Genomic DNA, 17,132 nt, shown 5'->3' on the forward strand with positions numbered 1-17,132 from the left:
CAACAGTAAAGTGTCGTAATTTTGCTACTTAATTATTGCATGAACAGCATCCCCGCAGCGCAAATTGAATAAAAAAGTACTTGCAATTAAAATAAAAGTAAAGAAAATCAAGTTAAGAGTTTTATTAATTGAATAACCAACGATTATCTAATTTCCCCAGATAAAAATAATCCGAAAATTATGCCAATACGATATTTTCCCTTAGATAACAGCCCGAACTTTAAAAAAATAATATGCTTCATTTTTGTTTTTTTTATATTCAGTCAAATTGCGAGTAGTCAATGTGCTACACCAATTGTAGGATGTTCAAACACTAATTTATCCAATTTTGGAAGTGAGTCAAATAATGATGCTGCAACAATAGAATATGATAATTTCGTCTCGGGTTTTCATAGCACAGTTGTAAGAACTTCTGATGGTTCTTTCCAGATCTGGGGAGAAAAAATTGCAAATGATGGAACTACAGATATATTAGCCCCTCTAACTATAAATAAATCAAACTTTCCGGCATTAACGGGTATCCCTCTCAAGGCTGCTTTGGGAAGTAATTCTACGGGTAATATTCAGGCTATTATTTTAGCAACTGATGGATTGTATGCATGGTCAAAAGAAGGAATCGTTCTTAGCGCTGCAATTACCTCAAGCACAGCTTTTCAAAAACTCACTATAAATGGCAACTCAAATGGTCTGCCTACTGGTGTAAATCCCCAAGATGTTAAAATGATGTTTGCGACATACAAGACATTGGCCATAACAACTTGTAGTGGAGATGTGTGGGTACTTTCACAAACATCAACTGTAAGAGGTAATGGAGGAAGGGGAAATGCTGTTACGTGGTACAAAGTAACAACTTCGGATACCGGAAATCCATTTTTGACGGGCGTCGTTGTCTGTAGAGGAAATAACGATGGACTTATGGCATTGAAGTCAGACGGTACTGTATATGTATGGGGTAATAATGTATTATTGGGAAATAACTCGCCTGTTATTCCAAGTCAAGCCAGGGCGGTACAAATGACACTACCTTTGAATGCAACTCCAAAAATGATTGGTTCGACAGGAAATGGTACAGCAAGATCGTACTATATTTTAGCAACAAACGGTAACTTATATAGTATGGGTGAAAATTCTAATAAGGAGCTGGGAGATTGGACGGTTACTGACAGATTATCGTGGGTACAACCCAGATATTCTTCTCCGACAGGTCCTGTGATGAATGATATTAAATGGTTTAGCCCGCAGGAACATGACGGTCAATATGGCGCCATAAATGTGATTAACAACAGTAAAAGTATTTACGCATTTGGTAATAATGGCTTGTTACTTGGAACTACAGGTTCCACTTCAAACCCTGTTATTCCTAATGGTTTAAATGGACAAGATCATATTCTGGCGGTAGAAACCGGGGGGCACACCTCAATGATTGTTAAAGATTGTGAAGTTAAATTTGGATACGTCGGCCATAGATACCATGGAAGTATGGGCGATGGGAGTGATATAGATACAAATGAATTAAATTATACTTTTGCTACAGCTCCAGTACAAATTTGTGGTGTAGAGTCACTTCCTATTATTCAGCCTGTTACCGCAGGAGGAGGGCCTGGTATGAAATATTGCGTTAATGATCCTGTTTTATTAGATCCAACTCCTGCAGGAGGTAGATTAAGTATTCGTAGCGGTCCTGGAAACCTCACCGGAAATACGCTAAATTTTACCGCATCAGGTACTGTTGTAGTTCAATATTTAGTAACTACTTCTTGTGGAAGTAAATCATTAGTCACAAAAAGTTTTGAGACTGCAATTTGTCCGTTGGATTTGGAGGTTACAAAAACAGTGGATAATCTTAATCCAAGTATCGGAAGTACTAGTATTTTTACAATAAATGCAAAAAATAATGGACCCTATAAAGCTACTGGAGTGAGTGTAAATGATGTACTTCCATCGGGTTATGACTTTATTAGTGCAACCCCTTCTGTTGGAACATGGTCATCCCCAAAGTGGAATATTGGCAACCTTTCCAACGGCGCTACTGCAACTATGTCAATTGTCGCAACAGTTAAAACTTCAGGAACATACGCTAATACAGCTACCATTACGGCGACTAATCCGGACACCAATACAGCAAACAATACATCAACTGTCACACCCGCAGTTCAGAGCAATCTTTCGATATCTAAAACCATTAGCAATAACACGGTGAATATTGGAGATAACATTACATTTACCATCACTGCCACCAACGCCGGACCAAGCGCTGCAACGGGAGTTTCGGTAATAGATGTTCTTCCTTCTGGTTACACTTTTGTCAGCGCAACGGCGTCAACAGGAACTTGGTCATCACCAAATTGGAATATTGGTGGTCTTGCTAACGGAGCTACTGCAACGCTGGATATCCTTGCAAGAGTAAACGCTACAGGTAATTATAACAATACAGCTAGTATAACAGGAACAGAGCATGATCCAATCCTTGGAGATAATTCGAGCTCTGTCAATCCAAATATCAATCATGTGCCAGTTGCGGTTGATGATATTTACACAGTTGCGGAAGATGTGATATTGACATTAACTCCCTTAAATCTTGATTCAGATCCTGATGGGAACACATTGAATGTTACGTCCATCAACGAAACCACTTTAACCGGCACGGCACAGTTAATTTCCGTAGCAAATGGAACAGTAAATATATCCGCTTCAGGTGTGATTACTTTCACACCAGATCAAAACTTTAATTCCGCTACAACCATAAGTATTCCTTATGCAATAAGCGATGGAAATGGAGGAACCGCTACAGCAAACATGTATATTACCGTTACGGCTGTCAACGATAATCCCGTTGCAGTAGACGATATTTATACAATTACTGAAGATGGAACGGTAACATTAACCCCCTTAAATCTTGATTCAGATCTTGAAGGCGACACGTTGAGTATAACGTCTATTAATGGAACGATATTAACAAGTGCAGCACAGGTTATTGTTGTATCGAACGGCACTGTAAACATATCGGCTGCAGGCGTGATAACTTTTACACCAGATAAAAACTTTAATTCGGCTACCCCCATAAACATTCCTTATGCAATAAGCGATGGGAATGGAGGTACTGCTACAGCAAACCAGCATATTACGGTTACGGCTGTCAATGATAATCCGGTTGCAGTAGACGATATTTATACAGTTGCAGAAGACGAAACGGCAACATTGAACCCATTAAATCTTGATTCAGATCTTGATGGTGATACATTGACTATTACTTCAATTAATGGAACAAGTTTAACAGGTTTTGATCAAGTGATAATTGTACCAAATGCCAAAGTAAACATAACAGCGGGTATGATTACTTTTACGCCGGATGCTAATTATAATTCGGCTACACCCATCAGTTTTCCTTATATAATAAGCGATGGGAATGGCGGAACCGCGACAGCAAACCAACTCATTAGAGTTAGGGCTGTCAATGATAATCCGGTTGCAGCTGATCATGTAAATGCGGCAATCTTATCTACATCCGGCGCAACACCTATCGATAAATTAACGGCAACAGATGTTGATGGAACCATCGTTAGTTATACCATCTTAAGTTTACCAGTTCACGGTATTTTGGCATTATCAGGTGTTCCGGTAACAAAAAACCAGATACTGACACCAGCGCAGGCAGCAATGCTCACTTATGATCCTAGTGGAACATTTGTTGGTAATGATACATTTACATTCACTGCAAGAGATAACCAGGTAGGTGTAGATGCCAGTCCGGCAACAATAACTATAGTAATTTCAGCAGCATTATTGGAGGCAGCAGGAGATCCTATATGGAATGCGGACGGTATTAATGGTTCATTAGAAATAGGTAATGTTTTGGACAATGACAAGATAAACAGTATTCCTGTTACTGCTTCGCAAGTGATAATAAAAGCTATAAATTTTCCTGCCGGAATTACTATTAATGCTGATGGTACAATTGATGTAGCGCCAGGTACACAGGCAGGAAATCATACCTTCACCTATCAAATCTGTGAAGTGGCTAATTTATCTAATTGCAGTACAGCAACAGTGCGTGTTTTTGTAGAAATTCCTGCTATTGCAATAGTTAAGAAAGTGGTTTTTAACGATGATAATGGAAATGGATATACGGAAGTGGGTGAAACTTTAACTTATAGCTTCGAAATAGCAAACAAAGGGAACTCCGATCTTGAAAACATAACAGTTACTGATCCTTTACCTGGAATTGCGATATTTGGTGGCCCTATCGATTTAGCTATTGGGCAAATGGATAATTCTTCGATTACAGGAACCTATGTTTTAACTCAGGCAGATCTAAATGCCGGGACTATAAGCAATCAGGCAATAGCATCTGGAAATAGTAAAAGCAGAATAATTGTTACGGACAAGTCAGATTTTAGCGATTTTAATGGTGAAAGACCAACTGTTTTAGAATTTGGTGATTGTCTGATCAAAATCTTTAACGCTGTTTCTGCAAATGGAGATCAAAATAACTCAAGATTCTATATTCAGGGTTTAGAATGTTATCCGGATAATACAGTGCAGATTTACAACCGTCTGGGAATTTTGGTATTCGAGAGAAATCATTATAATAACAACGACATCGCTTTTAGGGGCATATCAGAAGGAGCTTTTTCTAGTAAATACTCAAACGAATTAGAAGAAGGGACCTATTATTATATATTAAGATATAAGGACAAGCGATCTACTACACATGAAAAGGCTGGATATTTATATCTGAATAGGTAATTATCTAAAAGAAAATAACAAACGAATTAAAATATAGGTTATCAATGTTTTAACTCGTTTGCTTGTAGTTGTTTTGTGCTATTTTGTTCTGCTATTTCCCGATGCAGAAATTAGCAGTCCAGTGTTTGCTGAGGTTGACAGATATCGAGGTACAAAAGAGGTACAAAATTTGAACAAAATCACACAAAATAAAGAACAAACAAACCTTGATTTTCAAGTTAGAAGATGAAGTTGTTAAACTGTAATACATCTTTTTTAAGAACACATTAATCCAGTGATTGAAGCAAATTTATAAAAAAATATCATTTGTCGGATCGACATTTTGCAGCTTTTTCATTTACAGAAATTAATATTGGATTTACTAGTTATGCATCGGAGAGCTGCAGTTTCGAACCTTAAGTTTACAGCTCCCATTAATGCAGTATTTTTATTTTTAAAATTCTACTGCGCCATGATTTTGCCACAAAACTTAGAATGGTGAAATATCTTTAAAAAACGCCTTAATTTTTTGTGGCAAAAAAGGTATCCACTCCAAACGCCTTGTGCCACGATTCTGCCACAAAACTAAAAATGTTGACAATTGAGAAAATAAGTAGCTCGACTGCCTTAACCTTATTGTGTCAGAAAAATATCCACTTCACCCCCTTGGCTGGACCAATAAAGAAGACATACAAACCATTGGCTAAATGATGGAGTTTATCAAAAGATTTCAATGATATACTTCTTCTGTTACTTCAAATCGATAATTTCAAACAATAAATCATATTTATCGCCTAGTTTTTTCTTCAATCGCTGTTTGCTTTTTTTGATGGCATCAATTGTTACACCCAATAAATTTGACATTTCGTAGTTATTAAAATCTAATTTCTGGAGCATTATTATTTTCAGATTAGATTCTTTTAATTCCGGAAAATTATCAATTATAGTATTGTAAAAATCACCATGCTGTTTGATGAATTCTCTTTTAAAAGCACCCCAATTTTCATCTGTCATAAGATGAGAGCTCAATATTTCCTGAAGTTTTCCTTTTTCTTCTTCCAGATGTATCGAATTGGAGTTTTTAATTTCTTCCAGTTCATTTTCTAAAATAGATATCTTTTTGTTTTTGTTTTTAAGGTACTCCGCATAAGTATGGATATCAGAATTAGCATCCTTAAGCATCTTTTCAAAAAGTAATCGGTCATTTTCAAGTTTTATTCTTTTTGTCTTTAATTTTTTGTTTAAAGAACTGTACGTAATAAAACTTAATACAATAGTTAAAAGTAAAATGATAATATAGAGATTCTTCGTTCTTTCTCCTTGTACTAATTGTAATCGGATATTTTTAGTATCATTTTCATATTTTTTTTTCTGAATAAGCCAATACGATCTTTGCAGTACAGTATTGCCGTTTGTCTTCAGTAAATATTCCTCAATTACTTTAAGCTGACGTCTTAATAACAATTCTTTTTCAGGGTCTTTGCCGTTTAAAACAAGAAGTTTTAATTCAATTACTTCTTTTAATGAACTTCTGTAATACGATTTTGAACTTGCAATTTTCCCGGCTCTTGCCAGAATTTTTTCGACTTGAGTGGTTTCTTTCAGTTTTAAAAGAATTCTGGCCAATAATATAGAAGCATACATTTCATTCTTATCAATTTTAAACTTTTGAGAATAAGAAATGTCTTGTTTTAAAAAGCCGACAGCATCTTTTAGTTTTCCTTTTTTTTCATAAACGAGTGCCTTATCCCCTAAAATTTTTGCATATCGGATACTGTCACCTATTTTTAATGCGACGGTTTCAGATTGATTAAAATACCGCATTGCATTTTCTAAATCTTTATTTCTAAGATAACAGTTGCCAATTGCATTTAAAATACCGGCAGATTCTGAAGAAGACTTCTCCATGTACTGCATTGATTTTTTATAAAAGCTAATTGCAGAATTATCTTCTACAGTAGACATGATCCAGCCAAAGAATTTAAAAGTTTCTTCGGGTAAAATCATTTCTGAAGCATCAATCTGATTACTTTCTTCCATTGTTTTGAGTACAATTGGAATGAGTTTATCAATCTGACAATAATAATACAAGTATTGCGAATAATTCAGTTGAGTCCAAATGATGAGCGCGGGATCATTTAGCTTTTTGGCTTCTTCTATTGATTTTAAAAAATAATGTTCACTTCTGTTATTGATTCTGTCAAAGAAAACAGAAAAACCATTTGCCAGCAGTGCATGATATAAAATATGTGATTTTTTATTGGATGATTGATGTAAATAAGACAGGCATTTTTTTAGTGCTATAGTGTCTTTTTTGGTATTATTTTCTTTAAGAATTATAGATTCAATATTCTTAATTAAATCAGTAGAAGGAGGATATAGTTCTTGGGCGTTTAATTTTGTAAAAAAAACAAAGGCGGATAACACAAAAAATAGTGTGGCTTTTTTTGTACAGGAAATCATTTTGGAAAAAGGGGCTTGTTTGAGTGACAAAACTATGAAAATAAATGGTTTAACTAAAAAAAAAATAGCAGAAATCTTAATGAAAAGTAAAAGAGAAAGTTTCTTGAAAAAGCCGTTTTATTACTACAATTGTTATTAGCTAATACAGATATTTCCGATGAATTAAGTCTGATTTGAAGAAGCAGCTTTAATTGGAGAAAATATTGCAATGATCATGAATTGCTGCGGATTATCCAAACAGTAACGCGGGAATTTTCGCTTAAAAACAGTTTCTATAAGAATGAAGTAAGACCTCTTTCTCGAAGTGTTTGTAAATTAGTTTTTTGTGAATTTGCAGATCCTAATTTGTCCTCGTTTTGTCTCTCCTGATTATTTAATAAAGTAATTATTTTAAAATATATTCGGCGATTATTATAAGATCCAAAAAGGATGTTTAACCCCTCGAAATTATTAATTTTTTAAATGATATCTATGAAATCAAAATTACTTTTAATGTTGTGTCTTTTTTGTGCAACAATCTCAAATTACGCTCAAAGTTCAATCACTCAGTCAGGAATTGCAGTGCAGGGTATTGCCAGAGACGCTAACAACACTGCAATGATAAATCAGACTATCAATCTTACTTTTACTCTGTATTATTTGAATGCGTCAAGTATTGAGCAGCCGATTTATAAAATCACTAAAAATTTAACCACCGACGCATTTGGTGTGTTTTCTGATGTAATTGATCCAACAGCAGCTAACAACAGTATATTTACTAATAATATCGCTTATCTTAGAATAGAGAAAGGCGCAGAAATTATTTCTGATGAAAAACTGCGACATGTACCTTATGCTATTTCTGCTAATAATGGTGTTCCGGTAGGATCAATTATGCCTTATATTGGTACAGTTGCTCCAGAAGGCTGGGCACTTTGCGATGGTAAAGCTTTGCCTACAACAGCTACGGCTTTAATTGCTTTGGTAGGAAATAATGCACCTAACCTACAAGGTATGTTTTTAAGAGGTACAGGAACCAGTCCTGTAAATAATCAGCCTGGACCAGCCTTAAAAGGAACACAAGATGATAGTCTTGAAAAGCACTCACATAATAAAGGTACATTAACTACAGATACTGCTGGTAATCATAACCATAAAAATGGAAATTATGATCAACTTTTAAGTATGACCGGAAAGTTTACAGCTATTCAAACAGATGACAATGCTGGTCAGCCTGATATCGCTTCTGCAGGAACAGTGCTAGATGCTGGTAACCATACACATAATATAAGTGGCTCAACGGCTGATTTTGGGGATTTAGAAACAAGGCCTGTTAACTACGGTGTAAACTATATCATTAAATTGTAAAGCTGTAATGATGAAAAAAATAATTGCGTTTCTCGGAATATTTTTTCTGGGAGCGGGACTTTATGCCCAAAATACCAAAGGTGCAAAAATAGTCCCCGTGTCACAGGCTATTCAAAACAAAGGATTTAGCATACAGGTAGGTCTTCCTTTTTTAGGACAAAATAAAACAGGACCAAGACGTACAAATCCTGCTGATATTCGTTTTCCATGGAATATCTTATATTTATACAACACATTTGCAGAAGAATCTTTTGGTGTTTCAAAAGGTTTTTATGGAGATAAAGTTTTAATTACCTGGGACTTAAGAGCCAATGAGAACCTGGTAAAAAGTATAAAGATATATAGAAGAATTTATACAGAAGCAGGAAATCTTCCGTACAATTTAGTCGTAGGTCTTTCTGCTACAGAAACTACTTATGAAGATAAATATGTAGAAGGAGGAGTTTTGTACGAGTATAAAGTAGAAGCCCAGGGTGTTAGTGCAACGCCAGGACTATATAGTACTTACATTACGGGTATAGGATACAGAAATCCTACGGCTGTTGTAACAGGAAATATTAGTTATAAAGGCGGAAATCCTGTTAAAGATGTTGTCGTTACAGCAACTCCAAGTGGTAGTGATACTGCTAAAGGAAGTGCTTTGAGTATTCCGGCTACGGGTTTTATAGATATTCAGAGTTTAAGTACAGCTATTTCGAATTCAGCAACTTTTCAGGCTTGGGTAAAACCAAAAGGAGCTTATGCAAGTGATTCAGAAGCTGCTATTCGATTGTTTAATATCTCTAGTTCTAAAAGTGCAGATAATATTGATGTAACCGTAAAACTAAATTCGGTTGCTAACTCCATTGATGTTAACATTGGAAGTAATAAATATACTTTAACGAATTATTTTCCTTCGGGTAATTTAAACTCAAGAGGAAATGATTTGCTGGTGCCTGTTTCAGATTTTAATAAATCTTTTGTGCATTTTACAGTCGTAATCAATGATAATCAGACTCCTTTATTATATGTGAACGGAAGACAGATTACGCAAGCTTACAAAACAGAAGCAGACAGTAAATTAAAAGGTGTTGATGCCTCTTATACTGCTCCATATTTTAATGTAACAATCCCTACCGGAACAATAAAACTTTCTGGCGTAACCTGGGATAATGCTAAAGTTGGAGGAGGAAGAGCAAGTTATATTGATGAAATTAGAATTTGGAAAGCGGCATTAGAATCGGCTGTAGTAAGAACTGATTATTCCAGATTTATAAGCGGAAACGATTCAAGAATGGTAACGTATTTGAGAGCCAATGAAAAAGCAGGAAGATATGCTTATGATTTGTCTCGCAGCGGATTTACTTATAACGAAAATCATGGTAAACTTTGGGATGCCAATACAGTAGAAGCCAATAAAGTGTTATGGGCTGCAGACGCAGATAATTATCCAACAACATCTCAATTGGGTGTTTTAGGGGTAACAGACAGCAAAGGAAATTACCAAATTAGCGCGATTCAGTATTCTGGTTCAGGAGAATCTTATAACATTACTCCAATGTACGGCCAGCATAAATTTGAACCGAATCAACAGTTGGTTTATTTAGGACAAGGTTCTGAAGTAGTAAACAAAATTGATTTTGTAGATCAGTCTTCGTTTAGTTTTAAAGGTATTGCAGTATTTGATACGCGTGGTGTTTTTCCATCTTACGTGGCAGTAGATACTAAAAAACCGGATAATAAAAATGATGCATGGATTGACGGAGGTGCTAATATTTTGGATGAGGCATATAATACTTATGAAATTAATGGAGAAAAATATGCTAAAGGAAAATATTGGATAAATAACGCAGGAACTCCAACAGATAAATCGGATGATTATTTAGATCGTTATGCTGAAATAAACACAGTAGGAGCGAACGTATACATTGACGGAAATATCGTATTGGATGCCAATAACATTCCGGTGGTTACAGATGATAAAGGGTATTTTGATGTAAGTGTACCTATTGGAAAACATTACATTACGATAAAAAAAGACGGTCATGAATTTGCTTATAGCGGACGTTTTCCAGCTTCTACAAGTGAATTTAAAGAGTTTTTTGAAGACTCTAATGATCCTGTTTATTTTGTAGACAATACCAGAGTTACCGTTGTAGGTAAAGTAGTGGGAGGATCTGTAGAAGCGGCCAAAAGTATTGGTTTTGGAGCCGAAGGTCTGGCAGTAAAAACTATTGTTGATGCCGGAATTACAAAAAATCTTGAAGTAAGTGCTAAAAATAATGTTGGTAAAGCCGATTTTTCATTAGGATATGCACCACTTGGAGCCAATGTAACCAAATATACCAAGTTTAATTATACAACCAATACAGCTTCGGGAGAATACCGAATTGCGGTTATACCGTTAAAATATAGCTTGGAAGCCAACGATTTGGTCATCAAAAGCAACCCAACTATTTCGTTATTAAAAGCCGGAACTACTGAAACGTTTGATTTTTCGGAGATTCCAGTTGTAAAAACTCCGGAATATAAATACAAAGAAAATAACGTAGATAAAACCTTAACAGGAACACCGTATCATTACGAGAAAAGTTTCACCTACAGGTCAAATCCGGTATTACAGGTAATCGAACAAACTTCTGATAAGACGATTAATGTTCGAGGACAATCAGTATCAACTGTAAATTTTGCAAAACCAGTTTATACGCAGTTTATACCGTATAAAATTGTGATGAATCGTTTTGAACGTTATACCAATAAAGATTCAGGAACAGCTGTAGAAGTAAAAGTGCCGGTAACAGATGGTGAGTTGGTAACAACAAATAATCTGGCTTTGTCGGGTTCAGAAACGATTAAGGCAAATGAAAGTACCTTAACTTATGAATTTAAGGGAGGAATTCCATCAATTACACCGCCATTTGAGATCAAAAGCACTTTGAATTATCGATTAAACGAAGTGGATTATCCGGTTGAGAACTTTAAAGATACCGGAATTATTTTAGGAGGAAAAGCAGACGGAAGCCAGACTTTTGTAACCGCAGCACCAGATATTCCTGCGATTATTTTAAGAGATCCGCCCGGTTCGAATAGTTTTGCCACACTTGAAGCAGGCGAAAGTGTTTCGTTTACATCCGAAGCCACTTTTGCACATCAGGAAGGAGTATCGGAAGAGCTTACTATTGCAGGTGGAATGTACTTTGAGCTTCAGGGAGGTTTAGTTCCTACACCAAAAGTATCAATAGAGCAGGAAAATTCAGCAGTTACAGGTGTAGGTATTTCCAAAACTTCTCAGGATGGTAAAAGTGTAACAAGCACTTATACTTTTAGTAAAGCAATTTCAACCAGTGATGCCACAGATTATGTAGGTTCAGATGGAGATTTATATATAGGAAACTCAAAAAATATATTTTATGGTTCGTATGATAACATCGAAACATCCAATACAATACCTAATAAATATGTAAATGGTGTTGCAACGCCATTAAGTCCTGCAGAATATGTAAACTTAGGTACTGCAAACGCTCCGGTATATGTGAGTAAACAAAAAGCCCTTAGTTTTGTTGATAAGCCTACCGAAACATTTTTCATGTATTCGCAAAAACATATTTTAACCTCTTTAATTCCGGAATATGAATTGTTTATTACAAACAATTTAAACGGACCAGATCCGAACTCTGCAGCAAACGTACAGAAGAGAGCTGAATATGAAGAGAAGATAAGACTTTGGCGAAAAGTGATTCTCGATAATGAAAAAATTAAATATACCGCTAAAAATGATCGTGCTGCCTATAAAACAGGTCTGGCAGGTGTTATAGCAAACTTTACTAAAGGAGTTAAAGAAGCTTATGACGACATTAGCTTTGCAGCATCTAAAGAAAAATTGTCTAATCAGCTTAATCAGTCTAATCTGATTAAAAGTATGCTTGACTCTGAATTTGAGAAAAATATTTCTTTTGATTCAGGTTTGGGAGCGTATTCCCGTGGTATAGAAACAAGTGTAGTATCGGCAGCATCTACTTCATATAATGTAGTTATTGATCAGTCGGTAGCAGCGATACTTGGTACTTCAGTAAATAAAGTTGGTCTGGAATTTAACACAAAAGCATTTTTTCAACAAGATTTTAATTCATCATTATCTACAGAAAAAACAACGACTACCAAAATAAGCTATACCTTTAAAGACAATGATAAGGCCAACTTTTTAAGCATAGATGTAGTAAATTCTTTTGACGGTAATGGTCCTGTATTTATTACGCAGGGCGGAAGAACTTCATGTCCTTATGAAGATGCAGAAAAAACTCATTTCTATAATAAAACAACTTACAGCGATACAGCTACAGTCATTAATGAACTGGCTGATGACAAGCGTGAGATGTTGAGTTTTGCTACTCAAAAAGTAGAAGTTCCATTACTTACGGTAACAAACAACAATGTTAGTAATGTAGTAGAAACTAAAAAAGCAGAATTTGAATTAAAATTAGAAAACAACAGTGCTTCAGGATCTGATGCTGACTTTTTATTAGTGGTAGACAATACTACGAATCCAAACAATGCTTTACTTAATATCGAACCAAACGGTACGATTGTCAATGTTCCTTACGGAAAACAAGTTGTTTATAAACTGACTTTAGGTAAATCTATTTCAGATATTTATGATTATAAGGACATAAAAATCAGATTGCAGTCATTATGTGACGGCGCAGATGTAAGTTCAGAAGTACTTGTTTCGGCAAGCTTCGTTCCATCATGTTCCAGCGTAACGGTAAGCGCACCGCTTAACAACTGGGTTTACAATAGAGAGAAAGCTTATAATACAGATGGTACAACAAAACCATTGTCAATAAATTTGACGGGTTACAACACCAAGTTCAAGAGCTTCAAAAAAATTGACCTGGAATACAGATTAGCGACAAGTCCTAACTGGGTTCGTCTTCATACGTATTACGGAACTACTGACTTTTATGATGAGGCAGTAAAAAACAACGAAACCGAAATTACATCTATTGGTGCAGCGGTGAGTTTAACGTACAATTTTGATATTGCAGCTTTAAAACTGTCCAATGGAAATTATCAAATTAGAGCCAGAAGTACATGTACTAATGATACAGAATTTATATCTGATATTATTACAGGACTTGTAGACTTAAGTGCGCCTCAGTTATTTGGTACACCATTGCCAACCAACGGTATTTTAAGCGCCGGAGAAGATTTGAAAATAAGCTTTAACGAAAATATTTTCTATAATCCTGCTGTAAGTACAATCGAAATAAAAGGGCAAACGAATCAGTTAAAAATTGATCATAACGTAAGCCTGCATTTTGAAGGAGCTAACAATACAGCTGTAATCAATAATCCTAAAATCGCATCCGGAAATTTAAGTTTAGAATTCTGGATGAATAATCAAACGGCCTCTGCAGGTTCTGTAATTTCACAAGAAGAAGGATTAAATATCGGACTAAATAACGGAAATATTTCGTTTACATTGGCAGATGTTACCCTACAGGGAGAATTGAAAAACGATAATCTATTCCATCATTATGCCTTTACGTATAACAACAGTAACGGTGATTATAGAATTTTTGAAGATGATACTGAAATTGCTTCTAAAACAGGCAAAGCCAATGCACAATTTGCCAATAACAATGCTTTGGTAGTAGGAGGAAACACCTTTGTTGGAAACATGCATGATCTTCGTTTATGGAATAAAGCCTTGACCAGAGAAGATTCTTATTCAAAAATGTATGCTAAATTAATTGGAAATGAAGCGAATTTAATTGGCTATTGGCCGATGACTGAAGGAAGAGATGCCTTAGCCAAAGATTTGGTACGATTTAAACATGCAACAGTAAATGCTTCATGGGATATCAAGCCAAAAGGAAATTCATATGATTTTAATAACGGACAGTATCTTACGATGGACAATGTAAATTTTGTTCAGTTAACGAAAGAAATGGACGCTACAATGGAGTTTTGGCTTAAAACCGATACACAACAGGAAGCAACTTTATTTTCAAATGGAAGAGGCGACGGTACAGATGTTATTCAAAGCAATGGATTATCAAACAAATGGTCTGTTGATATGGATAATTCAGGAAATCTTCAGCTGAAAAGCGAAGGACGTTCTTATGTTTTAACATCAAAAGGACTTACTGATAATACATGGCATCATGTAACATTATTGTTCAACAGAGCCGGATCATTGAGAACTTATGTAGATACTAAATTAGTTTCTTCAAATGAAATGACAGCTATTGGAGGTTTCTCTGGAAATAAAATTTGGCTTGGAGCCAGAGGTACACGCGATTTGTCAGGCAAAGAAACCGTTGATCGTACTTTTAAAGGTAAGATGGATGAATTCCGTTTATGGAACACACTTCGTAACGTAGAACAAATAAACAGGGATAGTTACAATGAGGTTGATGTGGAAAGTATTGGTCTGTTATTATATACAAGGCTGAACGTTCCGGATCCGGTTACGACAAACGGACCAAGATATTACCATGCAGATGCCAATCAAACCGTAGTGGTAAACAATGCCAATTTAAGCAGCGGAAGTTTAAATTATTCAAATGATACTCCGGCAATTCAGCCAGAGCGACAACTGATTAAATTTGTAACGACGAATGTGATTAAAGATGGCGAAATGATTATTGCACCGGTTATTACAGATTGGGCTTCATTAGAAGGACAAATCTTAGATATAACCGTACACAGAATGTTTGACAGTGCGAATAACATGCAGGAATCTCCGGTTACCTGGACAGCCTATGTGAATCGTAATGAAGTAAGCTGGTTTGCAGAAGGATACAATGAAATTGTAGACCTTACCAAAAATAGCGGTGAAACTAAAACTTTTGAAATTACATTAGTGAATAAAGGAGGAAAACAACAGCCTTTTACGATTAACAATGTACCAAGCTGGTTAAGTTTAAGCAAAACAACAGGTTCTATTGATCCTAACACTAAAACGACCATTAAAGCTGTAATTGATCAGGATGTTGCCGTTGGCGAATATCTGGAGAATCTGTATTTACAAACCGATTTTGGTTATGATCAAAAATTACAGATCAAATTAAGAGTATTAGCTCCGGAACCTAACTGGAATGTTGATCCGACTCATTTTGATTATAGCATGAATATCATAGGAAAAATAAAAGTAGATGGCGTGTTGTCTGCAGATTCTTACGATAAAATTGCTGCTTTTTATAATGAAGAACCAAGAGGATCTGTGAAGCTGGTATATAATGAAGCTTACAAGGAATATTTTGCCTTTTTAACGGTTTACAGCAATAAAAATTCGGGTGAAAACCTAAAATTTAAAATCTGGGATGCTTCTCAGGGTAAAATTTTAGAAGCAAGTATCGAGTCTGTTCCATCTGTTAATTTTATGGATAACGAAGTACTGGGAACTATGAGCAAACCTTACATTTTTGTAAATTCAGGTTTAATCGAACAGGAAATTAAGCTTAATAAAGGCTGGACCTGGGTTTCTTTAAATGCAAATGATCCAAATTTTTCAGATTTAAATGCATTGACAAAAAATCTAACATTAGAAACGTCTAACCGTATTTTAAGTCATTCTCCTGCGCAGTTAGATACTTATTTTAAAGATCAGTCAAATCCTTCAAACAGCGGATGGTCTGGTACGATAAGTGCAAACGGAGGTCTTTCTCCTTCTAAAATGTATAAAGTAAACATCACTGAAGAGCAGACTTTAAAAATTAAAGGAAAAAGCGTTGATGTTGCTACATGGAGTTTCCCTATTAAGGAAAACTGGAACTGGCTTGCCTATCCTTTAGCATCTAATCAAACTACAAACGAAGCTTTGGCTTATTTTGATGCCAATGATGGAGATGTTATTAAATCTCAAAATTTGTTTGCGATATACGATCCGATCATCGGATGGAACGGAACTTTAAAGTATCTGGAAGCCGGAAAAGGGTACATGATTAAGTCTACCAAAGAGCAGACTTTTAAATATCCTGATAATTTAGAGAAAAGCAAAAATGCTACATCTAAGAATGCTTCAAATAATGAACAGGAAGCAATAGCATCAGAGTTTAAAATGTATTCGCAAAACATGAATGCAGTTGTTTTACTTCCGAAAGGATTTGATGAATTGTTTGTATATGATGCAAAAGGTGTTTTAAAAGGTGTTACAAGAAATCAGATAGTGGAAGGAAAAGAACTAAGTTTCATCACCGTTTTTGGTGAAGATGCAGAAGAACTTTCCTTTACTCTGGGAGATGGATTTACGAAAAAAGGAACTTCAAAATCATTTGTCTTTAAAGGCAATGAAGTACTTGGAACAATTGCGAATCCGATTATTTTGGAAGAAGCTTCAAAAAGAGAAAACAGCATTTATCCAAATCCTTTTAAAACGGCTTTGAACATAGAACTTAATGCCGCTAAAAAACAGGAAGTAAAAGTGCAGCTTTATTCCGCACACGGTCAATTGGTATTTAGCCAAAAGATGGTTATTGAAAGCGGTAACAATGTGATTTCAATTTCGCCAAATATAGCCGAAGGTGTCTACATAGTAGAAGTTGGAGTAGATGGAAAGCTGGTAAAAACGAAAGCTATAAAAAATTAAGAACAAATAATTGAGCTCCTAAAAC

Annotated in this window: 4 protein-coding genes; 3 read left to right on the forward strand and 1 reads right to left on the reverse strand. The window is 35.4% G+C overall.

The features are described from left to right. The first annotated feature begins 180 nt into the window (after positions 1-180). Positions 181-4,746 (forward strand): Ig-like domain-containing protein, encoded by a 4,566-nt coding sequence (locus RT99_RS21795; protein ID WP_042566852.1) that lies wholly within the window; start codon positions 181-183, stop codon positions 4,744-4,746. Positions 4,747-5,475: 729 nt separating this feature from the next. On the opposite strand, the gene RT99_RS21800 is transcribed toward RT99_RS21795, so the two are convergent. Further along, positions 5,476-7,188, reverse strand: a complete 1,713-nt coding sequence (locus RT99_RS21800) for a lipopolysaccharide assembly protein LapB (protein WP_042566853.1) — start codon at positions 7,186-7,188, stop codon at positions 5,476-5,478. Positions 7,189-7,680: 492 nt separating this feature from the next. On the opposite strand from RT99_RS21800, the gene RT99_RS21805 reads away from it, so the two are divergent. Both RT99_RS21805 and RT99_RS21810 read left to right on the forward strand, forming a co-directional pair. Continuing rightward, positions 7,681-8,535 (forward strand): tail fiber protein, encoded by an 855-nt coding sequence (locus RT99_RS21805; protein WP_165587221.1) that lies wholly within the window; start codon positions 7,681-7,683, stop codon positions 8,533-8,535. A 7-nt stretch (positions 8,536-8,542) separates the two neighbouring features. Then, positions 8,543-17,107, forward strand: a complete 8,565-nt coding sequence (locus tag RT99_RS21810; protein WP_242607242.1) for a LamG-like jellyroll fold domain-containing protein — start codon at positions 8,543-8,545, stop codon at positions 17,105-17,107. The last annotated feature ends 25 nt before the right edge of the window (positions 17,108-17,132 follow it).

Origin of the sequence: Flavobacterium sp. MEB061, assembly GCF_000834715.1 — a bacterium.
GTDB classification, from domain to species: domain Bacteria; phylum Bacteroidota; class Bacteroidia; order Flavobacteriales; family Flavobacteriaceae; genus Flavobacterium; species Flavobacterium pectinovorum.

Bases quoted from the DNA above. Each gene is read 5' to 3' on its own strand.
- RT99_RS21800 (WP_042566853.1), bottom strand. From the start codon at position 7,188: ATGATTTCCTGTACAAAAAAAGCCACACTATTTTTTGTGTTATCCGCC.
- RT99_RS21795 (WP_042566852.1), top strand. From the start codon at position 181: ATGCCAATACGATATTTTCCCTTAGATAACAGCCCGAACTTTAAAAAA.
- RT99_RS21810 (WP_242607242.1), top strand. From the start codon at position 8,543: ATGATGAAAAAAATAATTGCGTTTCTCGGAATATTTTTTCTGGGAGCG.
- RT99_RS21805 (WP_165587221.1), top strand. From the start codon at position 7,681: ATGTTGTGTCTTTTTTGTGCAACAATCTCAAATTACGCTCAAAGTTCA.